A 26,533-nucleotide genomic window follows, 5' to 3' on the forward strand; every position below is an offset into this window, starting at 1 on the left:
CCGGCACAGAAGCGCAGTAGGGAGTGAAGGATGAGTGGACAAAATAAAGACAGCGCCAGGAAAAAGATTGCTCTGGTTCTGGGCGGAGGCGGCCCGCTGGGCGGAATTTATCAGATAGGCGCCCTTCGTGCCCTCGACGAGGCTATCGAGGGCGTCGATTTCAACGATTTGTTCACCTACGTCGGCACCAGCTCAGGCGCGTTCGTGGCAGCGAACCTTGCCAACCAGATGACGACGGCGCAAATGTGCCGAATTTTCGTCAAGCATGAAGCCGATGTGCATCCGTTTCAGCCACAGATATTTTTCCGACCGGCGACGCGCGAGTATCTCAAGCGGCTGATGTCGGTTCCCGGGCTGTTCACCAAAGCCTGCTCCCGGTTTCTTGAGAACCCCAAGGATCAGTCCTTTCTTGAAGCGCTCACCATCCTTGCCGAAGCCCTGCCTACTGGCCTGTTCGATAATGAAGGTCTGAACGACTATCTCCAGGCTTCATACAGCCTGCTGGGCCGAACCAATGATTTCCGCAAGTTGAAGCGGCCGCTCTACCTCGTCGCTGCCGATATCGAGCGTGGCGAGTCGGTCTGTTTCGGATCGAAAGGCTATGCTCACATCCCTATCTCGAAGGCGGTCCAGGCCAGCGTTGCAGCGCCCGGTCTCTATATGCCAGTGGAAATCGACGGCCGGCACTACGTAGATGGCACTATCCGCAAAGGCATGCACGCTTCAATTGCGCTGGATGCCGGTGCAGAGCTTGTGCTGGCGATTAATCCTGTGGTGCCCGTCGATGTCAACGCGGCGGTGCAGTCGGGCACGATGGAGCCGGATATGCTGCTCAATCGAGGCTTGCCCAACATTCTTGCTCAGTCCTATCGCGTGATGGTGCACACCCGGATGGCGTCGGGTATGCGGGTGCATGAGCAGGACTATCCCAATGCGAATATCATGCTGTTCGAGCCGTCACGCAATGATGCCAAGCTGTTCTTCTCCAGCGTGTTCAGCTTCGATTCACGACGCATCGTGTGCGAGCATGCCTATCAGATGACACGTCAGGACCTGCTGGCCAGGAAAGATGAACTGAGCCCGATTCTCGCGAAGTTCGGCGCGCATCTCAACCTGGATACCCTGATGGATGAGCAGCGCACGATCAGCACCTCGCTCTATGGCGAAATGCTGCCCATGTATGTAGCGCGGGAGCGGCGCAAGCGGTCTAGGGTGAAGCAGGGGTACTTGAACAGGTTGGGATCTAGCTTGGGTAACGTCGCAGAGCGTTTGCTGTAGCACATCGGCCGACAGCTCGCCGATACCCGTGGTGAGCTGCCGCTGCAACGGAGTGGTTGGCCAAGTGCCCGGAAACTAGGGTTCAATTACGAACCGGTAGTTTCCGGTTGCAGGCTCATCTTCACCCTAGCCACTACAAAATGTAGCGGCTCAAGTCCTCATTCTTGGACAGCTCCGACAGGGTCTTGTCGACATACTCCGCAGTGACTTCGAACTTGTCATTTACGCTATCGCCAGCACCGTAGGAAACCTCTTCCAACAGTCTCTCAAGCACCGTATGCAAACGGCGCGCACCAATGTTTTCGGTCCGCTCGTTCACGTGGAACGCGATTTCCGCAATGCGTAGTATCGCGTCATCAGTAAAGCTCAGCTCCACACCCTCAACTGCCAACAGCGCTTCGTATTGATTCGTCAGCGATGCATCCGGCTCTGTCAGAATCCGCTTGAAGTCATCCGGCGTCAGCGGCTGCAGCTCCACGCGTATCGGCAGTCGACCCTGAAGCTCCGGAATCAGATCCGAAGGCTTTGTCAGGTGGAAGGCCCCTGATGCGATGAACAGGATGTGATCGGTCTTGATCATGCCAAACTTAGTGCTGACGGTGCAGCCTTCGATAAGCGGCAACAGGTCGCGTTGAACACCTTCACGGCTGACATCGGCCGAGGCGCCTGAGCCAGCGCGCTTGGCGACCTTGTCGATCTCGTCGAGGAACACGATGCCATTCTGTTCGACCAGCTTCAGCGCACGCTGCTTGATGTCGTCGTCGTTGACCAGGCGAGCTGCTTCCTCTTCCTTCAGCTTCTTCATGGCCTCGGCAATCTTCATGCGCTTGGTCTTCTTGCGATCGCCAGACATGGACGAGAACATATTCTGCAGCTGACTGGTCATGTCTTCCATGCCAGGCGGCGCCATGATTTCAACGCCGACTGGTGTGGCGCGAACTTCAATATCGATTTCCTTGTCGTCGAGCTTGCCTTCACGCAGCTTCTTGCGAAAGACCTGTCGAGCAGTCGTCTCACCGCCGGCTTCGTCATCAGCACTGGTGGTGCGGGCTGCTGGCAGCAGGACGTCGAGCACGCGGTCTTCAGCGGCATCGAGCGCACGGTGCTCCACCTTCGCCATCTCTTTCTCGCGCAGCATCTTGATCGCCATATCGGCGAGATCACGAATGATCGACTCGACATCACGCCCTACGTAGCCAACCTCGGTGAATTTGGTAGCTTCGATCTTGATGAAGGGGGCGTCTGCGAGCTTGGCCAGACGCCGCGCAATTTCTGTCTTGCCCACGCCGGTTGGTCCAATCATGAGAATATTCTTCGGCGTGATTTCCTCACGCAGCTCACTGTTCATCTGCATTCGGCGCCAGCGGTTGCGCAGGGCAACGGCTACGGCACGCTTCGCGGCGGCCTGTCCGATGATGTGCTTGTCCAGTTCCTGGACAATCTCTCTGGGTTTCAATGAAGCCATGTGGTGTTCCGTTCCCTATGTTCGCTTGGTCTGTTCTGAGTCTGCTACAGGATCTGCCTGCGCAATCAGCGCTTGTTCACAGTGTTGTCGGAGTCGCCGAAATTTATGATCTCGACAGTCTGCTCCTGATTGGTGAACACGCAGATGTCCCCGGCGATATGCAGGCTCTTGCGCACGATTTCTTCTGCGCTCAGCTCCGTATTTTCCAGCAGCGCCTTGGCGGCCGCCTGGGCGAAAGGCCCGCCAGAACCGGTGGCAATCAGACTGGCTTCTGGTTCAATTACGTCGCCATTACCGGTGATGATGAGCGAAGCGTTTTCGTCAGCAACAGCCAGGATGGCCTCCAGCCGTCGCAGCGCACGATCCGTGCGCCAGTCCTTAGCCAGTTCAACGGCTGCCCGAACCAGCTGACCTGAATGCTTCTCCAGCTGGGCCTCGAAGCGCTCGAAGAGTGTAAAGGCATCTGCAGTACCGCCCGCGAAGCCAGCGATCACGCGGTCGTTGTACAGACGGCGCACCTTGCGTGCATTGCCTTTCATGATGGTATTGCCGAGCGATACCTGCCCGTCGCCCCCCATGGCAACCTGGTTGCCACGACGGACGGAAACGATGGTAGTCATTGTGTGGTCTCGATCTTCTTTTTGCGAACGAGTGGCTGGATACGAACCCTGACCAGCGAATCGATCGCACGATTCATTTTCGAGCGTGACTGGAACGGCCCTACGATTACGCGGTACCAGATTCCGTTGTCAGCCGTGTTGGTCTGTTCTATATGGGCCTGCATACCCTGGAATGCAATGGTCGCTTTCTGCTTTTCCGCGTCTGCGTGTGATCGGAAGGAGCCAGTCTGCAGAATGTACACCACCGAAGGGTCGGGCGTTTTCGGCACATACTCAGGTACATGCTGTGGAACCACCTTTGCTTCGGGCAGCATTTTGTAGAAGTCGTATGAGCGCTTTCGGTCTTCCGGTGCGTCCTGCTCCCGGCTTTGTCCCTGCTTGAGCGATTTTACGGCATCTTCAACCGGGACGGCGTTGAGCGTGACCAGAAACCAGACGAAGCCAGCCGCGAGCGCGGCATACAGCATCCATATCCATTTACTGACTGGCGTGACTGCGGGCTGCTTCTGCTTGCTCGCGCTTTTCTTTGCAGGACGTGCCATGAGGCGCTACATCGACTCCGGTGCGTTGACGCCAAGGATGGCGAGTCCATTGCGAATGACCTGAGCCACCGACTCTGCAAGCGCCAGTCGAGCCAGCACCAGCGGCTCCTCGTCGACGATGACCCTGGTGCTGTTGTAATAGCCGTGAAACTCCGATGCCAGCTCGCGTAGGTAATGCGCCAGGGTATGCGGCTCGAAATTCTGTGCGGCTACATCGATGACTTCCGGAAAGGCTGCCAGCTTCGCTACCAGCGCCAGCTCTGCGTCCTCCGACAGGGGTTCGAGCAGGGCCGCACTATCCTTTGCAGTCCAGTCGGTCTGCTTCAGGCGCTCGGCCACGCCAGCTGGTACTTTCTGCCAAAGCTGGGAAATCCGGGCGTGCGCATACTGCACGTAGTACACCGGATTATCCTTGGTCTCGGACTTGGCGAGCTCGAGGTCGAAATCCATATGCTGCTCGGTCTTTCTCGCAACATACACGAAGCGGGCCGCGTCGTTACCAACTTCTTCTCTCAGCTCACGCAAGGTCACGAATGAACCACTTCTGGTAGACATCTGAACGCGCTCTTCACCGCGATACAGAATCGCGAATTGAACCAGCTTGACAACTAGACGGTCGGCATCGAGACCGAGCGCTGTGAGCGCCGCTTTCACTCGCGTTATGTAGCCGTGATGATCGGCACCCCAGACATTGATAACGGTGTCGAAGCCGCGGTCGAACTTGTTCTTGTGGTAAGCGATGTCGGACGCGAAATAGGTGTACTCACCGTTATCGCGCTGGACGACACGGTCCTTGTCATCGCCAAAGCTCGTTGAGCGGAACCAGAGCGCGCCGTCCTGCTCATAGATGTGACCTTTGCTGCGCAGGAGCGCCAATGCGCCAGGAATTTCAGATGCGACCGAAGCTTCCGAAAACCAGCGGTCGTACTGCACACCGAATTCGCCGAGATCGTCCGCGATGTCGGCGAGAATGGCGTCTAACGAAGTATTGAACAGGATTTCATAGTGCTCTTCACCGAGCAGCTCCCGACACCGTGCAATAATCGCATCGATATGCTGCTCCTTGTCGCCGCCCTGGGGCTCATCAGGTGCGATGCCGGCAAAGACCTTCGCCGCCGGCCGGTGGAAACGCTCACCATGCTCATCGGCAAACTGCTGCGCTATTTCAAGCAGATAGTCACCCTTGTAGCCATTGACCGGGAAGGCAAAGGATTCACCCAGTATGGCCAGGTAGCGCAACCACAATGACGCTGCCAGTATGCTCATCTGTCGGCCAGCATCGTTGACGTAATATTCCCTCACGACTTCATGGCCGGTAGCCGCAAGCAGCGCTGAAAGAGATGCACCGTAGGCTGCACCACGGCCGTGGCCCACGTGCAGGGGTCCTGTCGGGTTGGCGGATACGAACTCGACCTGGATCTTCTTGCCCTTGCCGGCGCGGCTGTGGCCGTAGCGTTCTCCAGCGGCCAGGATGGTGGGTATGGCTGCCAGGCGGCTTTCTGCACGGATGTAGAAATTAATGAATCCAGGTCCGGCAATTTCGGTTTTTTCAACAATTTTCGACCCAGCGAGTGCGCCAGTCAGCAAACTGGCAATTTCCCTGGGCGCCTTTCCAAATACCTTCGACGATACCATCGCGATGTTGCTGGCAAAGTCGCCGTGCTGCTTGTCCTTGGGCACATCAAGGTTGATCTTCAGTGACGAGGGCTGGAAGCCTTCAGCGAATGCCTCTTGGGGCGCCAGCTCGCCGGATTTGACGAGATCGGAAAGTGCCTGTCGGATCAGGCTTTCGAGCACTTGCTTCATGTAGGAGTCCTGCCCGCTGCTGGGGCGTCTTTCAAAGTGTTTCGTAGGGGTCGATGTCGAGCGACCAGCTAAATGGCTGGTTGCGGCCGGTTCGTCCCGGCAGTTGCAGCGCCCGGGAACGGGGGCGATCTGGGGACGCGGGCTGATTCATCAATCCGGTGATCAAGCTGCGTAGGGTAGCGCGCTTTGACGCAATCAACCAGAGCAGACCGTGATGACGGTTTTTCTTCCGCGCCAGAACGGCGGGGAAGGGCCCATGCACTGTGATGCCATCGCCCAGGTTCTCCTGGGTTATAACCGTCTTCAGTTGCGAGGCCAGCAAAGCCATGCCCTGCTGGAGATGCACTTCTGATGCGGCCTCGGCCCGAATGACCGCCATCGAAGAAAATGGCGGCATCGACAGCTGTCGGCGTAGATCCAGCTCGTTGAGCGCGAACTGCCGATAGTCCTGTGCCAGTAGCTGTGTGATGAGCGGGTGCGAGGGCAGGCGGGTCTGCACCAGAACCCGTCCAGCATGTTCACCGCGGCCGACTCGTCCACAGACCTGGGTCAGCAGCTGCATTGCCCGTTCGGACGCGCGGAGGTCGCCGCTGAACAGGGCGCCATCGGCATCCATGATGACTGCGAGCGTCAGATCAGGAAAGTCGTGGCCTTTTGCCAGCATCTGCGTGCCCAGTAATACGCAGGGCTCTCCGGCTTTGACCAGCTCGAGCTTGTCGTGCAAAGCCGTGGTGCTGCCGATGGTATCCCGATCGACCCTGACGACAGGCACGTCGTCGCCCACCAGTGCCTGAAGCGCCTCCTCTGCGTGCTCTGTGCCGCTACCCAGCGGCACCAGCGAAGTGCTCGTGCACTCGGGGCAAACAGTCGGGAGTCTCAATCGCAAATCACAATGGTGGCAGCGCAGGCTGGCGTCATGTCGGTGCAGCGTGAGACGACTATCACATCGGCTGCACCCGGCGATCCAGCCGCAGCTCTGACAGAAGAGCGCTGGCGCATAGCCGCGTCTGTTCAGAAAGACCAGCACCTGGTGTCTGGCCTGCAGCGCCTGCAAAATGGCTCTCGAGGCCGGGTCGGAGAGGCCGCCTGTCAGTTTGCGGCTGCGAATGTTGACGAGCTCGATCTGCGGGCGTGCAAAGGCTGCAGTCCGGTGCCGCAGGCGCAGCAGGCGATAACGACCACTTTCGGCGTTTTGTAGAGACTCGAGCGAGGGTGTGGCGGAACCAAGCACCACAGGGCAGCCCTGATTGCTGGCGCGAACGACCGCAAGATCACGGGCGTTGAAGCGGCAGTTGTCCTGCTGCTTGAAGGAGCTGTCGTGCTCTTCGTCGACAACAACCAGCGCAAGCTGGGTAAAGCTGAGGAAGATGGCGGATCGGGTGCCGACGACGATGGGTTTCTTCTTCAGTCGAATGTCGTTCCAGGCTAACAGGCGCTGCTTGTCGGTGATTCCGCTGTGATACACGCAGACCAGTCCCGGGAAGCGCTGTTCGAAACGGGCGGTCAGCTGCGGTGTCAGGGATATTTCCGGCACCAGGATGAGCGCCTGGCGACCCGCCGCAATGAGCCGGTCCAGCGCTGCCAGATACACCTCGGTCTTGCCGCTACCGGTAAGACCGTCCAGCAGAAAGGCGGCAAATTTGCCGTCGCTACCAACTATCTCATCGACGGCGGTTTGCTGCTCGGCATTGAGTGCGTGTCCTGCAGAGTTTACGTCGCTCGCATCTGGAGGATCTGCCGAAAGTGCTACCGGCTGGAGAGCCAGTTCATCGATAGTCACGGCCTCGATGACCCCGGCTGATTCCAGGGCGGTGAACTGTGCCTTGCCGAAGCCGAGCTCACGCAAGTTTTTTTGCGCCGACCGACGAGCAGGTGCTGCCTGCAGATGTCCGAGCAGCTCTCGCTGTTTCCGACCCTGTGCCAGGTTGGTGGCGCCGCTGGATGGGAGGGATTCACGCAGCTGCCAGTAGCGCACACTGAGCCACTCACGACTCTGCTGCAGCCGGGAGCTGGTTCTGAGCGCGGGCGGCAAGGCCAGTTGCAGTAGTTCTCCCGCAGCCGAGCAATAATAGCGGGCTGTCCATAGCATGAGATCGAGGGTCTGCTCGGCGAGCAGAGGAATGGTATCGAGCACCATTTCTACTGGCCTTAGCTTCGAGCAGTCGAGCTGCGCTGTCACCGGAACAATACTGTCGACAATGCCAACCAGCCTACGATTGTTCACGCTGACCACCACTCTGGCACCACGCTGCGGCCGAGCGTCGGCAAGCCCATCAGCAGGCCCATCCGCTGCTACGTACAGATAACTGAGTGGCGTCCTGAAAGGCAAGGGGACCCAGACTTCAACGATCAGGCTCTGAACTGAATGGCTGGCTACAGATTGAACAGGCTTGCTTATCTCCTGGCTTCTGGTATCATCCGCCCTCATTTTTTCTGATGCGATAGCATTACGCATTTGGGAAATTGCGGTGCCTCACAATCCCGGCAACGCGCTGCAGTATGCTGCAGACGTGGTCCACTGATGGGGTAGCGGCAAACCACTTTCACAAGGTGTATCTCCATGAAGCCAAATATTCATCCGAAGTACGAAGAAATTACTGCGACCTGCAGTTGCGGCAATGTTATCAAAACCAAGTCCACGGTTGGCAAAGACTTGCTCCTGGACGTCTGCTCAGCTTGCCATCCGTTTTACACCGGCAAGCAGAAGGTTCTCGACACCGGCGGCAGAATAGACAAGTTCAACAAGCGTTTCGGTGGCCGAATCAGCAGCGGCAAGCCAGCGGATAGTGCCAGTTAAGCTGACGAAACCAGAAATGTAAAAAAACCCCTGACGGTCTGACCGGGCAGGGGTTTTTATTTTCTGGCCTTTTTGTAATTCGTATTTGCTTCATCTTCTTTACGAATCGCCGCTACTATGGAAGTCTTAGAGTACTATTACTTTCCATTAAGGTCTTAATGCTATGTCGCTAACGCCATTCAAAACCATGCTGCTTTTTATCGGCATGAGCCTCTCTGTTCTGGCCTGTGCTGAAGAAGAAAAGCCTGCTAAAGCCTTCAAGCCCGGTACCCACTACGACGTTCTGCCAGTTGCTGTGCCCACTAGAAATCCTGAGAAAATCGAAGTCGTAGAGCTGTTCTGGTACGGCTGCCCGCATTGCTACAATTTTGATCCCCTCCTTCAGAAGTGGGCGAAAGAGTTGCCCGAGCATGTCGATTTCTGGCATTCCCCGGCCGCGTTCAACGATACCTGGAAGCTGCACGCGCAGGCGTATTACACCTTCAAGGCGCTGAAGATAGCCGACAAGATGCATCAGCCGTTCTTCGATGCGTTGGTGAAAGAGCGACGTCAGCTGAACTCTCCGGAAGCGATTGCTGATTTCGTGGCGAGTAACGGTGGCGATCGCGAGCAGTTCCTGAAAGCCTTCTACTCCTTCAGTGTCAAGTCGCAGACAGCTCAGGCTGAAAAGCGCGGTATGAGCTACCGGGCCACCGGTGTGCCAGCTTTGATTGTGAACGGCAAGTATCGCATCGCGTCTACTGTGCCTGGTGGTTTCGAGGGCATGTTGGAGATTGCAGACTTCCTCATTGCCAAAGAGCGAAAAGCTGCCGCCAAGACCGGCGGTTAGTGCTCTGTTCCAATGAGTGAGAAATCGGAGTCCAAGGCGGCCCTGTCTCGTCTGAGAGGGCGGCTCAACCAGCCGTTCTCAGGGCGTGCAGATTTTCTGCATGCCTGCAGTTTCGTGCCTGGACGCTCGCAGTCGCTGTCGTCCGAGTCGCCCAGCGGAGATTCGAAGCGGCTCCTTGCAGAGAACTTCCGGTCGCTTAGGTTGCTGAGCTTCAATATCCAGGTAGGCATCACCACACAATCATACCGGCACTACGTAACGCGAAGCTGGCAGCACCTGCTGCCGAGTCGACGGCGTGCGCCTGCGCTCGATAGTGTGGCTCAGCTGCTGCGGGAATACGACATCATCGCGCTACAGGAGGTAGATGGTGGCAGTATTCGGAGTGATCGAACCAATCAGGTGGCTTACCTGGCCGAGCACAGCGGCCACGCCTATTGGTATCAGCAGTTGAATCGCAATCTGGGTGCGGTGGCCCAGCATAGCAACGGTCTGGTAAGTCGATATGAGCCCCTGCACGTGGAGCCGCACCGTCTGCCCGGCTTCCTGCCGGGACGTGGGTGTATGCTCGGCTTTTTCGGCTCTACCCGCGATCCGCTGGTTGTAGTTAACCTGCATCTGGCGCTGAGCCTGCCGGCGCAGGTCAGACAACTTGACTATCTCTACTCCATCATCGCTGAGTATAACCACATCGTCATCATGGGCGATATGAACAACAGCCTCACAACCCTGATCGCCCAGTCGAAGCTTTCCAAGCTGGATCTGCATGCCTTGCCCGAGCTGGCGCCTAGCTTCCCGTCCTGGCGGCCTTCGCGCAGTCTTGATCATGTTGCTGTGAGCAAGTCTCTGACGGTGGAGCGGGCTGGCGTTGTCAATCTGGCCATATCGGACCATCTGCCGGTCGAAGTGGTGATCAGCAGGAAGTAGTTGGGCAGGAGTGATAGTGCAGAACGCAAAAAAGCCGGCAACTGCCGGCTTTTTCGTAAGCTCCGAACAAGTAGGTTCTACTTGATCTTCGCTTCCTTGTAGTTCACGTGCTTGCGGATGGTGGGATCGAACTTCTTGATCTCCATCTTTTCTGGCATGTTTCGCTTGTTCTTGGTCGTGGTGTAGAAGTGACCAGTGCCTGCGGACGAAACGAGTCTGATTTTTTCGCGCATTCTGCTATTCCTCTAAGGCGTCTATATTAGACTTTTTCGCCGCGTGCACGCAGCTCGGACAGGACCGTATCGATACCTTTCTTATCGATGATCCGCATTCCTTTGGTAGTGACACGCAACTTCACGAAACGCTTCTCGCTTTCGAGCCAGAACCTGTGTGTTTGCAGGTTAGGCAGAAACCGACGACGGGTTCTGTTGTTCGCGTGCGACACATTGTTTCCGGTTACGGGTCTCTTGCCTGTAACCTGACACACTCTAGACATCGCTATTACTCCAGCTGGGTTGTCAGGGCTTGCTGACAAGGCACGATATTCGCCAAAACGGGGACTGAAAAATCAGCGCCGGACAGCGAACAGGCAAGCCATAACCCTGGTAAAATTTGAGCGCGACTTTATATCAAACCTAGCTCAACTAAGCAAGGCATCTGTTCAATGCCGATCTTGAATCGTGCTGCCTTCACAGCAGGCCGAGCTCTGAAAATGAGCTGACGACGGGGTCGCCCACCACCAGGTGATCGAGAAGACGAACATCAATCAGCTGGAGCGCCTTCTGCAGATCGCGGGTGATGGCAATGTCCGACTGGCTCGGCTCGGAAATGCCACTGGGATGATTGTGGCCGACGATGAGTGCGGCCGCATTGTACTGCAGGCATCGCCGTACCACTTCTCGCAAATGAACCTGGGCGCTATTGATGGTGCCGTTGAACAGGTGTTCAAAGCGGATCATTTCGTGTTGATTGTTGAGGAAGAGGACCGCGAAAACCTCGTTGGGCTGATGCCGCAACTCAGACTTGAACAGCAGCTTGCTGGCGGCGCTGCTGGTGAGCGATTCGCCGCGCGGTCGCTCGGATTTGAGATAACGCCGGCTGAGTTCGAGAATGGCATTGAGCTGCGCACTCTTGGCAAGCCCGATGCCATTGACCTGACGTAGCTGCTCGGGCGTGGCATCGAACAACTGGCGAAGACCGCCAAAATGCGTAAGCAGGTTGAGACCAAGATCCAGTGCGCTGAGCGAACGGGTGCCACTGCCGATGAAGAGGGCGAGCAGTTCGGCGTCGGACAGCGCGCCAGCGCCACGAGCAGCCAGTTTTTCGCGCGGCCGCTCACTGGGCGGCCATTGCAGGATAGACATCATTACATCCTTGTAGTGTCGATCGGAGAAAAGCGGGCGAATTTTAGCAGAGGGAAAGGTGTGGTTGTACAAAATTCGACCTGCGACCGTCGCCTAATTGTCAGGTTGCTTTCCAAAATCCGGATTTTAGGCCAGTATAAGAAGTACTTTTCGGGCGTAAATCCATGGGAAAGAGCGATTTAACCCCGGCTTCTATCCAAGCCCAAAGAGAACAGTCAATGGCGCCAGAGGCATGGCAATCCAAGCGGGTCCTTCTTGCCGTGACCGGCGGTATAGCTGCTTACAAGAGCGCGCTGTTGGCGCGGCTGCTTGTGAAGGCCGGGGCAGATGTCCAGGTGCTCATGACGGCAGGCGCGCACGCGTTTATCCAGCCACTGACGTTTCAGGCGCTCACCGGGCGCGCAGTCAGAAGCGATCTGCTCGATGAGCAGGCCGAGCAGGGTATGGGGCATATCGAGCTTGCCCGCTGGCCCGATCTTGTCATCATTGCCCCGGCAAGTGCCGATGTCATGGCCAGAGCGGCGGCGGGCATGGCTGATGATCTACTGACCACCGTGCTGCTGGCCACCCGGAAGCAGGTGTTCTGGGTTCCGGCCATGAATCAGGCGATGTGGTCGCATCCGCTGACACAGCGAAATCGAACCGTCCTTGCCGCAGTGCCCTTCTATACTATGCTCGATACTGCTGAGGGTGCCCAGGCCTGTGGCGAGACAGGACCGGGACGCATGCTTGAGCCTGAAGACATCATGACCCTGATTTCAGCAACCCTGTCCCCGGCAGACAGCACGCGACTACACTCGGGGCCGGGGCCGATATCGGATGGCCTGCTCAGTGGCCACCGGGTTGTGATCACAGCGGGACCGACGCGAGAGTATATCGATCCGGTCCGTTTCGTCAGCAATGAAAGCAGCGGAAGAATGGGTTATGCGCTTGCCGCCGCTGCTGTCGCCGCTGGCGCAGATGTGACTCTCATATCGGGACCTGTAGGCATTCCCGCGCCAGACGGTGTGCATCTCCGGTCAGTGACTTCAGCCGAACAGATGTTGCAGGCGGCGCTGATGGCCACAGCTGATGGCTGTGAGATTTTCATCGCTGCGGCAGCGGTAGCAGATTATCGACCAGCCAGGCCGGCGGGCCAGAAGCTCAAGAAGCAGGCTGCCGCCGTGCAACTCTCACAGCTGGAGCTGGTTGAGAATCCCGACGTACTGAAGTCAGTAGCCGACTCGGGCAATGCGGCCTATCTCGTAGGATTTGCGGCAGAGACGGAGCAGTTGGCAGAGCACGCCCGCAGTAAGCTGACACGCAAGGGTATCGATCTCATCGTCGCCAACGACGTGTCACGGACGGATATCGGCTTCAATAGTGATTTCAATGAGGTGCTGCTGATCGATCACCAGCAGACGCAGCGCCTGGAAAGGCAATCGAAGAGACAGCTCGGACAGAACCTGCTGCTGCAGATCGTTGACCGGTGGCGGCTCAAGAATGAAGACGGCACGTCCGGCAGAGGTAAATGATTCGAATGAGCAGAACAACAGGTAAGACAAGCCTATGAGCAGACGCAAGCTTCAGGTCAGAATACTTGATGACAAGATCGGGAGTGCCATTCCCATGCCTGCCTACGCGACTGACGGTTCTGCGGGGCTCGACCTGCGAGCCTGTCTGAGCGAAGCGGTCAGTATCGAGCCGGGGGAGACGATCCTGATTCCTACCGGGCTGGCTGTCCATATCGCCGATCCGGGGCTGGCCGCCATGATCCTGCCCCGCTCCGGCCTGGGCCACAAGCATGGCATCGTGCTGGGCAATCTGACAGGTTTGATCGACTCAGACTACCAGGGCGAACTGATGATCTCCTGCTGGAACAGAGGCACCACGAGCTTCGAAATCGAGCCCGGCAGTAGAATAGCCCAGATGATCGTCGTGCCGGTGGTCCAGGTTGATTTCGAAATCACCGATGCCTTTTCCAATGGCAACTCTGAGGCCAGCCGGGGAACCGGTGGCTTCGGCTCAACAGGCAGGGCGTAAACCATGGGGAAATCACAGAAGCAGACTCAGGACACCAAGACGAGTATGCCAAAGACTGCTTCAGCTTCGCTCGGCAAGCAGACAATGCTGATCAGTATTGCGATCTTTCTTGGGCTGATACTTACCGCGCTGGCGATACATTTTTTCGTATTCAAGCCGATGCTGCAGAAGTCGGAGCAGGCGCAGGCGGAGAGTGCGGTCAACGCAGCTGTACTGGCAACCGAAAGTCGCCTCCTGTTCCTTGGTGGGCTTGCGGAGCAGCTGGCAAACTCGGGGGCGGTCAGCCTGACGCCTGAGCAGACGGCCTCCAGTAACGAGATCGTAGCCGATCGTCGTCTTGCCGTGCAGCTGGCAGGCATTGTAGAAAGCAATATGCCGCTGGCTCGTCGGGTTGTTGCTTTCCCCAGCGGGCAGGCAAGACGCGACAGCAATGATGAGGTGCCGTTGAGTTTCGCCAGCATTGAGCTGGTCAGGCAGATCGAAGGCGGTGCAAGTGCACGTGCCGAAGCCTTCCTCGCCAGTGAAAAGTGGATGCTGCAGTTGGCCAGTCCGGTGCGAATGCCTGGACAGGATCCGCAGTCTCCGCCCTGGGGAACGCTGCTCGTCATCCTGCCTATAGAAATGCTCACAGATGTCATGCAGCCTCTCGATGGGCGCCTGGAACTGCTGCAGGAAGTTGGCGCGGCACAGCAGATCGTGCATGCCGCCGGCTCCCTTCAGGATCCAGCGGCCGCTGGAGCACCGCTGACTCGCAAAGTGGGAAATCAACCATGGCTGGTTCGCTTCACGCCCGAGGTCCATGATCTCGACACCCAGGTGCTCGCTGATCCAAAATTCTGGGTGTTGGTGCTCCTGCCAGCCCTGCTGCTGCTTCTGATCGTCTGGGCTGTGCTAAAGCAGCTTTCTGGGCAGCTGAATGCCGATGTTCGTAAGACTGCCGTCTATACCCAAGCCAGATTGCGGGGTGAGTCGGCTCGCCAGCCTGCCGTTGGCACACCCTATTTTGATGCCTTCCTCGCCTTGTTGCAGACGCGTAACGAAGTGGATACCGGCGTTCAGGAGCGAAAGCCAACCAAGGCTGCAGCAGCTGTAGATAAACCGGGTTTGACGGCGCCTGTTGGCAAAGCCTCAGCTGGTGAAGGCGGAACAGTTGCAGCCGAGGCCCCGCAGGGTAACGAAGAGGCGCTGTTCGATGATCGTGAACTTTCAGCCTTCGACCTGCTTAGCAGCGATGAGGATCTACTCGGCCTGGATACGCCCGACGGTATGCTGGTTGAAGAGATCGACACTGTGCAGATCTCCAAGGTTATCTTCCGCGCCTACGATATTCGAGGCGTGGTCGGCGAGACGCTGACATCGGAAATCATGACGGAAATAGGTCGGGCGCTTGGTAGTGAAGGCAAGAGCCGCGGCGTGAACACGATGTGTGTCGGCTATGATGGCCGCAACTCGAGCAAGAGTCTGGCAGACGCTGTTATCGATGGTCTGCTGGCTGTAGGCATGGATGTCATCGAGATTGGCCAGGTGCCGACACCACTGCTGTATTACGCGACGCAGCGGCTTCAGACTGGCAGTGGCGCCATGATTACCGGTAGTCACAATCCGGCCAGCCACAATGGCCTGAAGATGATGCTGTCTGGCGACACGCTGGCTGGTGAGGAAATCGAGAAGCTGTATCAGCGTACGGTCACCCAGAACTTCACTCAGGGCAAAGGTCGCAGACAGAGTGCTGATGTCGTTCGCGACTATATGGACGAAATACTGAACGATATTGCTGTCGCAGCTCCGCTCAAGGTGGTGATCGACGCGGGCAATGGTGTCTCTGGCGCCATTGCACCTCGGCTCATCGAGGATCTCGGCTGTGAGGTGGTGAAACTCTACTGTGACGTCGACGGCAACTTTCCAAATCATCACCCGGATCCAAGCAATCCGGCGAATCTTGCGGATCTGCAGGCGCGGGTGGTGGAGAGCAATGCTGACATCGGTATCGCATTCGATGGGGACGGCGACAGAATCGGCGTGGTAACCGGGAGCGGCAAGATCATCTGGCCTGATCGCCTGCTGATGCTGTTTGCAAAGGACGTGGTTTCACGTAACCCTGGTGCCGATGTCATATTTGATGTCAAATGCAGCCGCCGTCTGAACGCACTGGTATCCAGGTTTGGTGGTCGTCCGGTCATGTGGAAATCTGGCCATTCGATGATCAAGGCGAAGATGCGTGAGACCGGTGCACTGCTGGCTGGCGAAATGAGCGGTCACATCTTCTTCAAGGAGCGCTGGTTCGGCTTTGACGACGGCCTTTATGCCGCAGTTCGATTGCTGGAGATACTCGGCATCGATGAGCGCAGCGCCGACATGATTTTCGAAGACTTTCCCGAGGATATCAGCACACCGGAGCTGTTCGTGGATGTTGCAGACTCAGCCAAGTTCGATCTGATGACGACCTTGGCCAGCAAGGCCGCCTGGAGCGGCGGCTCAGTCAACACCATCGATGGCTTGCGTGTCGAATATGCCGATGGCTGGGGCCTTGTCCGGGCGTCCAATACGGTGCCAGCGCTTACGCTGCGCTTCGAAGCTGAAAATGCAGACGCCATGCAACGTATACAAAGCATATTCCGGGCACAGTTACTTAAAGCCGAGCCAGGGCTCGATCTGCCATTCTAGCGAGTTGACATCATTGCAAATGAAAGAGAACCAACCCCCACAGAACGTCGCTGAAGTCGCCACCGTTCTTCACCGCGCGCTGCCATACATCAAGCGCTTCGCCGGCAAGACCATCGTCGTCAAGTATGGTGGTAATGCCATGACCGATGAGACGCTCAAGCAAGGCTTCGCAAGGGACATCGTGCTGCTGAAACTGGTCGGCATCAATCCTATCGTCGTGCACGGCGGCGGCCCCCAGATTGGCGGTCTGCTGGACCGACTGCAGATCAAGTCCCACTTCGTGAACGGCATGCGCGTGACCGATAGCGAGACGATGGACGTGGTAGAAATGGTGCTCGGCGGCCTGGTAAACAAGGGCATCGTCAGCCTCATCAATAGTGCGGGCGGCAGTGCAGTGGGCCTCACGGGCAAAGATGCTGGATTCATCAAGGCGCGTAAGCTTGAAGTGCTCAGTGCCAGCCCCGACATGCAGAAGCCGGAGATCATCGACATCGGGCATGTCGGTGAAGTGGTTGGCATCAATACAGGCATCATATCGATGCTGACGCAGAGCAATTATATACCCGTTATTGCGCCGATCGGTGTAGGGCAGAATGGTGAGTCCTACAACATCAATGCCGACATTGTCGCAGGCAAGATTGCCGAGGTGCTGAAAGCGGAGAAACTGATCCTGCTCACTAATATTGCCGGTCTGCTGGACAAGAGCGGGCGTCTGCTGACAGGGCTGAGCCGGGCGGAGGTGCAGGGTCTGATTGCCGATGGCACGATTCACGGCGGTATGTTGCCAAAAATCGAATGCGCGCTCTCTGCTGTGGAGCATGGTGTCAACACTGCCCATATCATTGATGGTCGAGTGCCAAACGCCACGCTGCTGGAGATATTGACTGACGAAGGCGTAGGAACGCTCATTTCGGGATGACGTTTTTTTTATGGTAGGACATTAGTCAATGAGGACACTGCTACGGGGGCTGGGGTATGCGCTGCTGTTCAGTCTGCTGCTGGCTGTCGTTGCCTATAGTGTGCTGCTCTGGCAGACCGAGCGTTGGATAGAACGGGTTCGAGCCGCAGGTGCGGATCAGTTTTCTCTCAGCCACGGTTTGGCCCGCTTCGATATCGACGGTGCCTTGCACATCGCAGATCTGCGTTTTACCGATTATCGTCTGCAGGAGCCAATCGTCATCGAGCGCCTGAGTATCCGCTTCAACTCCGTGGTGGAAGCGGTTTCTTTTGCAGTCTCCGATCTTTTTGATGACTCATCGCTTCCGACGGCGCTGACCTTCGAAATTATCAATGGTTCCCTCCCTGTAAGCGCCGAGTGGAGCGTACTCGATCCCGAACTTCTGCCTCAGGCCAGCAAGCCATGGATCGACTACGCCTGCGGCTCGGTCAGGCCCTTCGAGAAAGCGACATTCAAGCAGCTCGGCTTCGCCAGGTTGCGTGTAGATGGTGATCTCCATTACGAGTTCATCCAAGACGAAAACATGTTTGCAGTGCTGGGAGAGTTGCGCTCAGTCGGCTTCCAGACACTCGGTATCAGCGCCAGTGCCGTGCTGAGCCATGATCTGTCCTGGCCACCACCGGAGGATGCGGAGCCGCCACGACTTCAGCATCTGCAACTGAACTTTACTGAGGAAGGGTTCTGGCAGCGCTTTGCGCAGTTGTGCCAGGGTGAAACCGGACTGGAAAGCCAGGCCTACTGGTCTCGCAGCCTGAGCCGGACGAGAGCCAGGCTAGGCGAAGCCGGCATCGCCGTGGGCAGCGAGTTCTGGGCGAAGTTGCCTGAATATCTGCAGGGCAAGGCGCCGCTAGACCTGCAGTTCCATCCACGCGGTGATTTCGACCCTGCGCTCATGCCATTTCTCGATCTCAAGGAGCAGCTCGCTCGGCTCGGATTCCAGCTGCAGGTGGCGGGCACACGGATTACGGCGGCTGACCTGAATATCGCGGCCAGACAACTGGCGAATTTCATTACGCCGCCAGCACCGCCCAAGCCGGTACCCAGGGTTGCAAGGCCGCCGCAGGACCTGGATATTCCCTTGGCTTCACTGGAGCTGGCTGCAGAGTTCGCGGGACGGCAGGTCGAGGTCGTGCGCAAGGTGGGTGCCAAACTGCAGGGACGTCTGGTGGAGGCAGGACCCCGACGGTTGACGATCATGACCCAGCTGGCGGGCGGCGAAGTGCTCTATCATCTCCAGCGTTCGGAACTCGACAGAGTTACCGTGCTATCGGTTTCCGCTGATATTCGCGACCAGTTCCAGAAACGACTGGAGGCTCAGCCAGCTGTGGGTGATGATGCTGATTTGCACGCGCCGGAGCGACTTACCATGCCTGCGCCTGAAACTGAGCCCGTGCCTATGTCTTCACCCACGCAAGAGCCTGTGTCCGAGCCTGCCGCAGTTGATGAAGGTATTGATGCTGGCGACGGAGCAGACGCCGGAGATGCGTCAACTGCCAGGCCTGAGGCGTCTTCTGATCAAACCATGGCAGCGCCATCTGCCGAAGCAGGGACCACTCAACAGTACCAGGTGGACGAAGTCGATGAGTGAACGGACGAAAGATCAGTTGAGCTGGTTTCGCGGCGTCGCGCCCTATATCAATGCCTATCGGGGCACTACGGTTATCGTCCTGGTAAGCGGCGAACTCCTGCTACAAACCGATGAAGCCGGCATGCGTCAAACACGACGGCTCATGGAAGACATTGCGCTGCTCAACAGTCTTGGGCTCAAGATCGTCTGTGTCTATGGGGCGAGACCCCAAATTGATGAACGCCTCAGACAGGGCGGAATCGAAAGCCAGATCCATACCGATCTGCGTGTTACCGACGTAACGACCTTGGCGCATCTGACCGAAGCGGTGGGTCGGCTGCAAACGGAGTTGCAGGCCCGACTTACACAGTCGCTCAGCAGCACGCCGCTGAGGAATAATCAGGTATCTGTGGCCGGTGGAAACTTCATCATCGCCAGACCAATCGGCGTAGTGGACGGGGTCGATCTCGAACACACAGGTGTAGTAAGGAGAGTGGACACACAGAGTATTCGTGCACTACTCGATCTCGGCCAGATTGTACTGCTGGGCCCGCTTGGATACTCGCCCACCGGCGAGGTTTTCAACCTGGCCAGCGAGGATGTGGCCGCCTCGGTAGCTATTGCCCTGCATGCCGAGAAGTTGGTGATTCTGTCCGAGCAGGATGGTCTGATCGACAGCGAAGGGCGGCTGGTGAGGGAAACCAGCGTGGCAGAGGCCATGCAAATGATAGGCGCGCTTGAAGCCAGTGATGCACGCTCCGCCTTCCGCCATGAACGTCGACGCTTGCTCGCGGCCTGTCGTGCCTTGCAGAAAGGCACGAGACGGGTGCACATCATTAACGGCACTCGGGATGGCGCACTCATTCAGGAAATCTATACGCGTGACGGGATCGGTACGATGATCACTGATCAATCGTACGAGACTTTCCGCGCAGCCGTGATCGACGATGCGGCTGGCATACTCAACATCATACGTCCGCTGGAAGAACAGGGCATTCTCGTCAAGCGTGACCGTGAACGACTCGAGCGCGAAATCGGCAACTTCATGATCGTCGAACGTGATGGCTTGATCATTGGCTGTGCAGCACTCTATTTTTACCGGGAGTATGCTGCGGCGGAGCTGGCCTGCGTGGCGGTCGATACTGCCTATCAGACTGGAGGTCGAGGAGATAGGCTGTTGCTGCATGCCGAACGAAAGGCCCGCGAACTCGGGGCGAAACAGGTGTTTGTGCTAACGACACAGACTGCGCACTGGTTTCTGGAGCGTGGCTTCAGACCGGCAGGCCTGGATGAGCTGCCTGAAGAAAAGCAGCGTCTCTACAACTTTCAGAGACGCTCGAAAGTATTTATCAAGCAGCTTCTGTAGCCCCTGGGCTGGGGCGCGTCACACTCATCCCTGTGCAACGTCCATCACGATCTCATATGAGCGAATCCTGTCTTCAGGACGGTAGAAGTCAGAGTTGATCATCAGCTCATCCGCGCCGGTGCCCTGTAAAAACTCGTCCAACTGCCGCCTCACTGTTTCCGGTCCTCCCACCACTGCGGCTGACAACATCTGCATCACACGGGCACGTTCGTGTGGGTGCCAGTCCAGTTCTTCGACAGGGGCCTGTGCCCGGGTCGATCGGCCGCGCAGAAGATTGAGAAACTTCTGCTGATGCGTGGTGGACAGAAAAGCAGCCTCCTCATCGCTATCTGCGGCAATAACAGGAATCCCCAGCATTAGATACGGCTTTTCGAGCACGGCTGAGGGCTGGAAGTTGTCACGATAGAGGTGAATGGCCTGTTGCATGTAACCTGGTGCAAAATGACCAGCGAATGCAAAGGGGAGCCCAAGTCGCGCAGCGAGCTGAGCGCTGAAGCCACTGGAGCCAAGTAACCAGAGTGGAACCTTTGTGCTTTGTCCTGGAATCGCCATGACCGACTGTCGTGGTGTGGCGTCACCCAGATAACCTGCCAGCTCCTGAACCATCTGCGGAAAATTGTCAGCCGCTTGCGGGCTCCGACCCAGTGCACGCAGGGTTTCACCGTCTGTGCCCGGAGCACGGCCGAGACCTAAATCGATTCTGTCCGGATACAGCGTCGCTAGGGTACCGAACTGCTCGGCGATGATCAGAGGCGCATGGTTTGGCAGCATGATGCCGCCGCTACCGACACGCATCGTGCTGGTCTTGCCGGCAATGTGTCCAATCAGAACAGCTGTCGCTGCGCTGGCGATGCCATCGATATTGTGATGCTCAGCGAGCCAGTAGCGGTGATAGCCCAGTGCTTCGACGCGCCTGGCGAGGCTGACAGAGTTTTCGAATGTTTCAGCGATGGACCCCTGGTCGCGAATGGGAGCCAGATCCAGTACTGATAATCGAACGTTTTCGAGCATGAGCTATCTCTCCACTTCCCGGTCTGTTTCCAAGAGGTTGGGGTGGGCGCTACTGGTTTAAAGGGTGGGGCCAAAACCTTTTTAGGCGCTGGCCGCCTGTTGAAGTGATTTGAGGATACTGTCGCGCTCTCGCTTGCCAAGCTTCGAAATCGACTCGGACCAGCTGTAAAATTGCTGCAGGTCGGAATCGAGCTGCCGGTACTTGAGCAGCAGCGCAGGTACCCATGCCGTATAGTGGCCCACGCTCAGCAAGGCAGCGTTGTTGAGCGGCTGACTGAAAAAGTTGCGATAGCCCATGGGGTGACCGAAGTCCGCTTCCATCGCGAGGTACTGTGGAGGCAAGCTATCGAGAATCTGCTGCTTACGGTCGCGCTTCTGGCGCTCGTCCAGAGTTTCGAGCCTGTAAACAGCGTCCAGGGCCTGCAGTGTATCCTTGATGAGCTGACTCACCCTTGCAGTTGCCTGCAGCTGTCGCATGGCGCGTTCAGTGCCGATCGCTGCGCCCCCTTGTGCAGCCCATCGCTCAGTGGCCATGATCTGGACGGCAGTAGCCCAGCTCTCGTTGAAGCTGGTATCACCACTGACATACAGTTTGCGATGGGCCAACTCATGAAACAGCAGCGCCACCAGCGAATGATCGGCATAGTGAATGAAACTGGAGAGTACGGGATCATCGAACCAACCAAGCGTCGAATAGGCATCGACGCCTCTGACATACACGTCCAGACCAGCAGCTGACAGCTCTGCTGCGCTACGGCGCGCCATATCTTCTTCGAAATAGCCCTTGTAGGCCACGCAGCCGGCGACGGGAAAGCACCATTCGTGACTGCGTACAGAAAACTCACCAGCGGCCTGCACATTCCAAACGACATGCCGGCGGGGCAGGGCGACGTAAGTGCCGTACGCTTGGTCTACCGGCAAGTCGAGGACTTCGACGGCAAAGCGCCTTGCGGACTTGACGAGCCTGAGCTTATCGGCGAGTGCCAATTCGAGATCAGGGCGCTGGAGCATCGATTCAATCGATTCACGTTGCCAGAGAAGCGCCAGCTGTCCTTCGGTCGCCTGAAAATAGTAACTGAATTGCTGGCAGCTATTCAGCTGGAAGATCACCACGGTTATGAGCGCCAGTCTCAGGCAGATCGTCTGCAGTGCCCGGCGGCATTGATTCAGGTACATAATATTTCAGTTCCGGTGTCTGCATTCCGTGCGATTGTCTATACTTGTTCGTTCATTAATGTGAAGTCTTCGGGAGCCGTAGGTCTGTCTCGTCAAGATGACCCGGCGTCTTTGCTTGCGCGCAATCTTTATAGAACAGGTTTTATGCAGTATCAAACTACAGGCGGTAGCGAACGGCGGGCGAGTCGACGCAAGTCACTGAATCTTGCTGCGAAACTTGTCTATCAGAGCAGCGCTCCCTTGCCATGTCGTATAGTGGACTTCTGCGCTGACGGTTTGTTCATCCGCTACGCGCTCGCAGTTGGCGAAACCCTCGAGTCCAGGAATTTTCAGGTGCAGGATATCGTGAGTCTCTCATTCGTCGATGAGGCGAGCGGGGAAACGCAGCACCTGTCTATCAGTGCCGTCCGGATTATCGATGGTGCCTTTGGTGGCCTCTTCGTCGACACCGAACCACGGGTCATTCAGGCACTGCTCTCACGTTACTCAGCTGAAACCAGAAGCGGTGCTCAGCAACAGGGTGGAGCTGGCGAACAACAGGCCAGCAGCCAACTCGTCTACAAGCAGCTCGAGCGCATTCTGCTGGCTCATGTCGAGGCAGCCGTACAGCATTTTGATACCGCCCTGGCACCTGAGCTCGACAGGCAGATGAGCCAGGCTGCCAGTGATAATCTGCGCGGCCAGTTTATCGATGCCGCGACGGTATTACGCCAGCGCCGTACCCAGCTTCGCAAGAATTTCATTCAACATGTGGTCCAGGGCGTCCGCCTGCAGCCGGGCGAAACGCCTTCACAGCCAGCGACTGGCGAGCTGGCTTTAGTGAACAAGGATGAGTTTGAGGATTGGCTCACGCTCAAAGTCATGATCACCAGAGCTGAAACACAGTATCGTCGGGCCTTGCTCGAACTCAAGATGCGTCTGGACGCGAGTGGGGTGCTCAGAACGGGCAACGAAACGACTACCGGCGCAGGCTCTGGTTACAACCCCCTGGGGCCGGCGCTGATCTGTTTCTCTTTTCACGACGCCCTGAGTGAGCTCAAGTTGCCTATCGCAGTCGATCGAGCCGTGCTCAAGGTTTTCGAGGCGACTGTGGTCAAGGCGCTCGAGCCGCTGTACGACCAACTCAACGGGCTACTCATCCGGCAGGGCGTGTTGCCCAAGTTGGACTTGCGTAAGTACCTGGCAAAAGAAGACAAGTCAGTTGAGGAAGAGCTCGCCTCGAAGCGCGCCATGGACGCTGCAAAGGCGGATCACGACAAGGCTGAGGCCCAGACGCGTGTTGCCAGCCGCAAAGTGACCAGACCAGTGTCTACAGGCTCGCTACGCCCTACTCAGCTGAAGGTGAGATCGGGCCGTCTGCAATCACTTTTGCCATCTAACGCACATGGACCGCTGGACAAGTCGAAGATGGCGGCGGCGATGGCCAGGAGCGACGAAACCGGCACGACCCTGCAGATGCACCTTCAGGATGCCGAAGCCAGCTTCGGTGTGATTCAGGAGCTGCTGGGGGTGCTCAATCGCGGCAAACAGGTTCGGGCAGAGGAGCAGACCATTCAGCGGCGGCGGTCGTCAGACCGCTTGCAACCGGAGGCACTGGCAGAGGCCGCAAAGGACACCGTCGCTCTCCCACCGTTTCGTGATGCCGAAGTCTTTCGCAAACTTGCCTCACAGCAGATTGCGCCAGATGCGAGTCATGATGTTATCCCCACTTTGCGCGAGCGTCTCAAAGCTGACCTGGGTGATGGCGCCCCGGAAAAGTCACTGACGCCAGAGCAGGACAATGCGCTCGATGTCGTCGATCGTTTCTTCATGAGTCTACTGAAGAACGACAAAATCGAACCCAGGGCCAAACGGCAGTTGCGCAGTCTCGAAGTGCCTGTTCTCCGGCAGTACATGAGACAGCCTGACTTTTTCGTGCAGAAGGAAAACCCGGCGCGACAGGTGATCAACCGTATCGCCCAGCTTGGCGTGAAGGGGAATCGTGCGCCGGCACATCAGATTCATCAGATCGATCAGCTCGTGGTACGGATTCAGAACGAGCATGAGGCGGATCAGGGTGTGTTCGCCGAAACCCTCAAGGACCTGGACGACCTTCTCGCCAAGCAGCGAAATCTCTACCGTCGCAATGTCGAGCGCGTCATGGCTGCTGCTGAAGGTCAGGAGAAAGTCACTTCCTCCAAACAGCGCGTCAGCGAGGAAATTGAAAGTCGGCTTGCGGGTCGCCGCGTGCCAAAGGCTGTCATTTCCCTGCTCAATAACGGCTGGAAGGATTTGCTGTCACTGGTGTACATCCGTCACGACGACCAAAGCGAAGAGTGGGCCAGATATCTCGGCGTTATTGATTCGCTACTTGAATTTGGCGAAAGGGGCACGAGCGCATCAGTGGACATGCCTGTTCTGGTGAAGACCATTCAGGAAGGGCTGAATACGATTTCATCCCAGCATATGCCGGCAACCAGTATACGCGCTGAACTCAAAGCCTTCCTGACTGGTGGGAGTGAACAGGCGCAGTTTGTCACCGTTCCGGAAAGTAGCGAAGCAGTCACAAATGCCGGCCCAGCGAATGAGGTGCCAAATCGCAGTCTGCAGCGTTGGATGCAGCGCATTCAAAAGCTGAAGATCGGGGACTGGATCAGACTCTCACGCGAAGGCGAAGCGTCAGAGCAGGTTCGAATCGCATGGATTGGCCAGAATTCTTCACGTTATGTTTTTGTCAATCAGATGGGATCGAAAGTCATTGATCTCGATCCCCTCACGCTAGCAGCCTATCTGCAGCAGGGTATCTGCGCTATCGAGTCCGAGGGCGAGCAGCCTGCAGTGAACGAGAGCCTGGCCAACATGGTCAAGGACCTGTACGAACAGCTCAGTCACGTCGTGGCTACTGACGAGCTGACGGGTTTGATTCAGCGCAAGGAGTTCGAGCGCCAGGCTCAGATTTACTGCCAGAGCCTGCAGAAGTCATCCAACCCCGGCTTGATTCTGATTTCGACGAGACAGTTCTACCAGGTTAACGAACAGGTTGGCATCGCTGGCGGCGACAAGGCCCTCAAGGACATCGCCCGCATCTGTCGAACGCTGTTGCCCGAACAAAGCCTGCTAGCCAGATACTCAGGCGACGAGTTCATTGTTGCAGTAGCCCAGGATGCTGCCGAACAGGCTAACCGTCTGCTGACTGCACTGCAGAGTTACCGCCTGTCCTGGGAAGGCGATATGCTCGCGCTGCGGTTTGTTGTGAGCTGCTTGCCGCTTCAGCCCGGCCTGCTGGATTTAAGCGATCATCTGCGGGAAAGCGAAGATCTGGTGCGCAAGGCTAAAAGCAGTGGCGGTCAGGTACCGGTGCAGCTTTCGCCCCGCTACGCCACCGCAACCGAGACTGGACCGCGTCTCAAGGGAGAGCCGGTCGATCTCAGCAAGCTGAACATACAGCTGCGCTGCCAGAAAATCATACCCCTGCAGGCCAACACCCAGCTTCCCGGTATCGTTGAGGTGCTGATTAGCGTGATATCTCCCAAGGGCGCAGTGATTCCTGCGGCGGAGTTTGTCCAGGCGGCAGAGCAGTCCGACAGCATTCGTGAAATCGATCGCTGGGTGGTGGGCAACATGCTGACCTGGATGGCCGAGAATGGCGGGCTCATAGAGGAAATGGGTAGTGTGCTCATCAACCTGTCTGGCCACTCGCTGAATGACGAAAGCCTGCTTGAGTTCATTTTTGAGCAGCTCACGGCCTTTGAGTGCCCGCTGGAAAAAATCTGCTTCGAGATCACCGAAGCATCAGCAATCAGCAGGCTCAACGATGTCGCGGACTTCATCACCGAGCTAAAGGAGTATGGTTGCCGGTTCTGTCTCGGCCACTTTGGTGTTGGCGCGAGTGCCTACGAGGCGCTTAAGGTGTTGCCGGTAGATTTCATCAAGATCGATGGCACCTTCATCAGAGATCTTCCCAAGGATCTCTATGACCAGATGATGCTGAAATCAATGGTCGACATGGCGCACTATCACGGTAGCGAAGTGATTGCGCCGTATGTCGAGGACAAGACAACGCTTGATCTGCTTCGGGACCGGCACGTGGACTACGCTCAGGGCTTCTTCATTGAGCGACCCAAGGCGCTGCCCAAGTTTCGCTAGCGTAGCGTTCTGGCGGCGT

At 57.2% G+C, this 26,533-nt stretch carries 21 protein-coding genes; 11 read left to right on the forward strand and 10 right to left on the reverse strand.

The genetic code is table 11. The annotated features are described in order from the left end of the window. Positions 1-30 precede the first annotated feature (30 nt). Entirely contained in the window at positions 31-1,278 is a 1,248-nt protein-coding gene (locus tag ACH3PB_RS17925) for a patatin-like phospholipase family protein (RefSeq protein ID WP_416396811.1), read from the forward strand. 133 nt (positions 1,279-1,411) lie between these two features. Here the strand turns inward: ACH3PB_RS17925 and hslU are convergent, their stop codons facing one another. The 5 genes from hslU to ACH3PB_RS17950 form a co-directional block, all read right to left on the reverse strand. Beyond that, on the reverse strand, positions 1,412-2,743 hold the full coding sequence (gene hslU, locus ACH3PB_RS17930; RefSeq protein WP_416396812.1) for an ATP-dependent protease ATPase subunit HslU: 1,332 nt from the start codon (positions 2,741-2,743) through the stop codon (positions 1,412-1,414). Between the two features lie 65 nt (positions 2,744-2,808). Continuing rightward, complete coding sequence (hslV, locus tag ACH3PB_RS17935) at positions 2,809-3,363, reverse strand: ATP-dependent protease subunit HslV (RefSeq protein WP_416396813.1); 555 nt, start codon at positions 3,361-3,363, stop codon at positions 2,809-2,811. Then, positions 3,360-3,905 (reverse strand): SPOR domain-containing protein, encoded by a 546-nt coding sequence (locus ACH3PB_RS17940; protein WP_416396814.1) that lies wholly within the window; start codon positions 3,903-3,905, stop codon positions 3,360-3,362. Before ACH3PB_RS17940 ends, hslV begins: the two co-directional genes overlap by 4 nt. 6 nt (positions 3,906-3,911) lie before the next feature. Continuing rightward, the gene (gene argS, locus ACH3PB_RS17945) at positions 3,912-5,711 is read right to left on the reverse strand and encodes an arginine--tRNA ligase (RefSeq protein ID WP_416396815.1); all 1,800 of its coding nucleotides are present in this window, start codon (positions 5,709-5,711) and stop codon (positions 3,912-3,914) included. 31 nt (positions 5,712-5,742) lie between these two features. Then, positions 5,743-8,139, reverse strand: a complete 2,397-nt coding sequence (locus ACH3PB_RS17950; RefSeq protein ID WP_416396816.1) for a primosomal protein N' — start codon at positions 8,137-8,139, stop codon at positions 5,743-5,745. Between the two features lie 132 nt (positions 8,140-8,271). Here ACH3PB_RS17950 and rpmE point away from each other — a divergent pair, with 132 nt between their 5' ends. From rpmE to ACH3PB_RS17965, 3 genes are all read left to right on the forward strand, one after another. Next, the gene (gene rpmE / locus ACH3PB_RS17955) at positions 8,272-8,508 is read left to right on the forward strand and encodes a 50S ribosomal protein L31 (protein ID WP_416396817.1); all 237 of its coding nucleotides are present in this window, start codon (positions 8,272-8,274) and stop codon (positions 8,506-8,508) included. Between the two features lie 163 nt (positions 8,509-8,671). Further along, entirely contained in the window at positions 8,672-9,337 is a 666-nt protein-coding gene (locus ACH3PB_RS17960; protein WP_416396818.1) for a thiol:disulfide interchange protein DsbA/DsbL, read from the forward strand. Positions 9,338-9,349: 12 nt separating this feature from the next. After that, positions 9,350-10,261, forward strand: a complete 912-nt coding sequence (locus ACH3PB_RS17965) for an endonuclease/exonuclease/phosphatase family protein (protein WP_416396819.1) — start codon at positions 9,350-9,352, stop codon at positions 10,259-10,261. Between the two features lie 77 nt (positions 10,262-10,338). Here the strand turns inward: ACH3PB_RS17965 and rpmG are convergent, their stop codons facing one another. The 3 genes from rpmG to radC all read right to left on the reverse strand — a co-directional run bounded on the left by rpmG (position 10,339) and on the right by radC (position 11,625). Further along, the gene (gene rpmG, locus ACH3PB_RS17970; protein WP_344806989.1) at positions 10,339-10,494 is read right to left on the reverse strand and encodes a 50S ribosomal protein L33; all 156 of its coding nucleotides are present in this window, start codon (positions 10,492-10,494) and stop codon (positions 10,339-10,341) included. A 26-nt stretch (positions 10,495-10,520) separates the two neighbouring features. Further along, complete coding sequence (rpmB, locus tag ACH3PB_RS17975) at positions 10,521-10,757, reverse strand: 50S ribosomal protein L28 (protein WP_344806991.1); 237 nt, start codon at positions 10,755-10,757, stop codon at positions 10,521-10,523. A 193-nt stretch (positions 10,758-10,950) separates the two neighbouring features. Next, the gene (gene radC / locus ACH3PB_RS17980) at positions 10,951-11,625 is read right to left on the reverse strand and encodes a RadC family protein (protein ID WP_416396820.1); all 675 of its coding nucleotides are present in this window, start codon (positions 11,623-11,625) and stop codon (positions 10,951-10,953) included. 218 nt (positions 11,626-11,843) lie between these two features. Between radC and coaBC the strand changes: the two genes are divergently transcribed. From coaBC to argA, 6 genes are read left to right on the forward strand one after another with little or no spacing between them, the layout of a single operon-like run. Further along, positions 11,844-13,139, forward strand: coding sequence for a bifunctional phosphopantothenoylcysteine decarboxylase/phosphopantothenate--cysteine ligase CoaBC (gene coaBC, locus ACH3PB_RS17985; RefSeq protein ID WP_416396821.1), 1,296 nt, complete (start codon positions 11,844-11,846; stop codon positions 13,137-13,139). Positions 13,140-13,173: 34 nt separating this feature from the next. Then, on the forward strand, positions 13,174-13,647 hold the full coding sequence (dut, locus tag ACH3PB_RS17990; RefSeq protein ID WP_416396822.1) for a dUTP diphosphatase: 474 nt from the start codon (positions 13,174-13,176) through the stop codon (positions 13,645-13,647). A gap of 3 nt (positions 13,648-13,650) precedes the next feature. Beyond that, positions 13,651-16,311 (forward strand): phosphomannomutase/phosphoglucomutase, encoded by a 2,661-nt coding sequence (locus ACH3PB_RS17995; RefSeq protein ID WP_416396823.1) that lies wholly within the window; start codon positions 13,651-13,653, stop codon positions 16,309-16,311. Positions 16,312-16,330: 19 nt separating this feature from the next. After that, on the forward strand, positions 16,331-17,230 hold the full coding sequence (gene argB, locus ACH3PB_RS18000) for an acetylglutamate kinase (RefSeq protein WP_416396824.1): 900 nt from the start codon (positions 16,331-16,333) through the stop codon (positions 17,228-17,230). Between the two features lie 28 nt (positions 17,231-17,258). Then, positions 17,259-18,857 carry a hypothetical protein gene (locus tag ACH3PB_RS18005; RefSeq protein WP_416396825.1) on the forward strand — a complete coding sequence of 533 codons (1,599 nt, stop codon included), beginning with the start codon at positions 17,259-17,261 and terminating at the stop codon, positions 18,855-18,857. Then, positions 18,850-20,202, forward strand: a complete 1,353-nt coding sequence (gene argA, locus ACH3PB_RS18010) for an amino-acid N-acetyltransferase (RefSeq protein ID WP_416396826.1) — start codon at positions 18,850-18,852, stop codon at positions 20,200-20,202. Before ACH3PB_RS18005 ends, argA begins: the two co-directional genes overlap by 8 nt. 24 nt (positions 20,203-20,226) lie before the next feature. Here argA and ACH3PB_RS18015 read toward each other — a convergent pair whose 3' ends face one another. Together ACH3PB_RS18015 and ACH3PB_RS18020 are read right to left on the reverse strand one after the other, a co-directional pair. Then, positions 20,227-21,213, reverse strand: coding sequence for an LLM class flavin-dependent oxidoreductase (locus tag ACH3PB_RS18015; RefSeq protein ID WP_416396827.1), 987 nt, complete (start codon positions 21,211-21,213; stop codon positions 20,227-20,229). An 81-nt stretch (positions 21,214-21,294) separates the two neighbouring features. Next, positions 21,295-22,389, reverse strand: coding sequence for an aminopeptidase (locus ACH3PB_RS18020; protein WP_416396828.1), 1,095 nt, complete (start codon positions 22,387-22,389; stop codon positions 21,295-21,297). A gap of 144 nt (positions 22,390-22,533) precedes the next feature. Between ACH3PB_RS18020 and ACH3PB_RS18025 the strand changes: the two genes are divergently transcribed. Continuing rightward, complete coding sequence (locus ACH3PB_RS18025) at positions 22,534-26,514, forward strand: DUF1631 family protein (protein ID WP_416396829.1); 3,981 nt, start codon at positions 22,534-22,536, stop codon at positions 26,512-26,514. Positions 26,515-26,533: the final 19 nt, after the last annotated feature.

Origin of the sequence: Allohahella sp. A8 (assembly GCF_047946665.1) — a bacterium.
Classification (GTDB): domain Bacteria; phylum Pseudomonadota; class Gammaproteobacteria; order Pseudomonadales; family Oleiphilaceae; genus Allohahella.

Coding starts and splice junctions, on each gene's coding strand:
- ACH3PB_RS17925 (WP_416396811.1), top strand. CDS start 31: ATGAGTGGACAAAATAAAGACAGCGCCAGGAAAAAGATTGCTCTGGTT.
- hslU (WP_416396812.1), bottom strand. CDS start 2,743: ATGGCTTCATTGAAACCCAGAGAGATTGTCCAGGAACTGGACAAGCAC.
- hslV (WP_416396813.1), bottom strand. CDS start 3,363: ATGACTACCATCGTTTCCGTCCGTCGTGGCAACCAGGTTGCCATGGGG.
- ACH3PB_RS17940 (WP_416396814.1), bottom strand. CDS start 3,905: ATGGCACGTCCTGCAAAGAAAAGCGCGAGCAAGCAGAAGCAGCCCGCA.
- argS (WP_416396815.1), bottom strand. CDS start 5,711: ATGAAGCAAGTGCTCGAAAGCCTGATCCGACAGGCACTTTCCGATCTC.
- ACH3PB_RS17950 (WP_416396816.1), bottom strand. CDS start 8,139: ATGAGGGCGGATGATACCAGAAGCCAGGAGATAAGCAAGCCTGTTCAA.
- rpmE (WP_416396817.1), top strand. CDS start 8,272: ATGAAGCCAAATATTCATCCGAAGTACGAAGAAATTACTGCGACCTGC.
- ACH3PB_RS17960 (WP_416396818.1), top strand. CDS start 8,672: ATGTCGCTAACGCCATTCAAAACCATGCTGCTTTTTATCGGCATGAGC.
- ACH3PB_RS17965 (WP_416396819.1), top strand. CDS start 9,350: ATGAGTGAGAAATCGGAGTCCAAGGCGGCCCTGTCTCGTCTGAGAGGG.
- rpmG (WP_344806989.1), bottom strand. CDS start 10,494: ATGCGCGAAAAAATCAGACTCGTTTCGTCCGCAGGCACTGGTCACTTC.
- rpmB (WP_344806991.1), bottom strand. CDS start 10,757: ATGTCTAGAGTGTGTCAGGTTACAGGCAAGAGACCCGTAACCGGAAAC.
- radC (WP_416396820.1), bottom strand. CDS start 11,625: ATGTCTATCCTGCAATGGCCGCCCAGTGAGCGGCCGCGCGAAAAACTG.
- coaBC (WP_416396821.1), top strand. CDS start 11,844: ATGGCGCCAGAGGCATGGCAATCCAAGCGGGTCCTTCTTGCCGTGACC.
- dut (WP_416396822.1), top strand. CDS start 13,174: ATGAGCAGACGCAAGCTTCAGGTCAGAATACTTGATGACAAGATCGGG.
- ACH3PB_RS17995 (WP_416396823.1), top strand. CDS start 13,651: ATGGGGAAATCACAGAAGCAGACTCAGGACACCAAGACGAGTATGCCA.
- argB (WP_416396824.1), top strand. CDS start 16,331: ATGAAAGAGAACCAACCCCCACAGAACGTCGCTGAAGTCGCCACCGTT.
- ACH3PB_RS18005 (WP_416396825.1), top strand. CDS start 17,259: ATGAGGACACTGCTACGGGGGCTGGGGTATGCGCTGCTGTTCAGTCTG.
- argA (WP_416396826.1), top strand. CDS start 18,850: ATGAGTGAACGGACGAAAGATCAGTTGAGCTGGTTTCGCGGCGTCGCG.
- ACH3PB_RS18015 (WP_416396827.1), bottom strand. CDS start 21,213: ATGCTCGAAAACGTTCGATTATCAGTACTGGATCTGGCTCCCATTCGC.
- ACH3PB_RS18020 (WP_416396828.1), bottom strand. CDS start 22,389: ATGTACCTGAATCAATGCCGCCGGGCACTGCAGACGATCTGCCTGAGA.
- ACH3PB_RS18025 (WP_416396829.1), top strand. CDS start 22,534: ATGCAGTATCAAACTACAGGCGGTAGCGAACGGCGGGCGAGTCGACGC.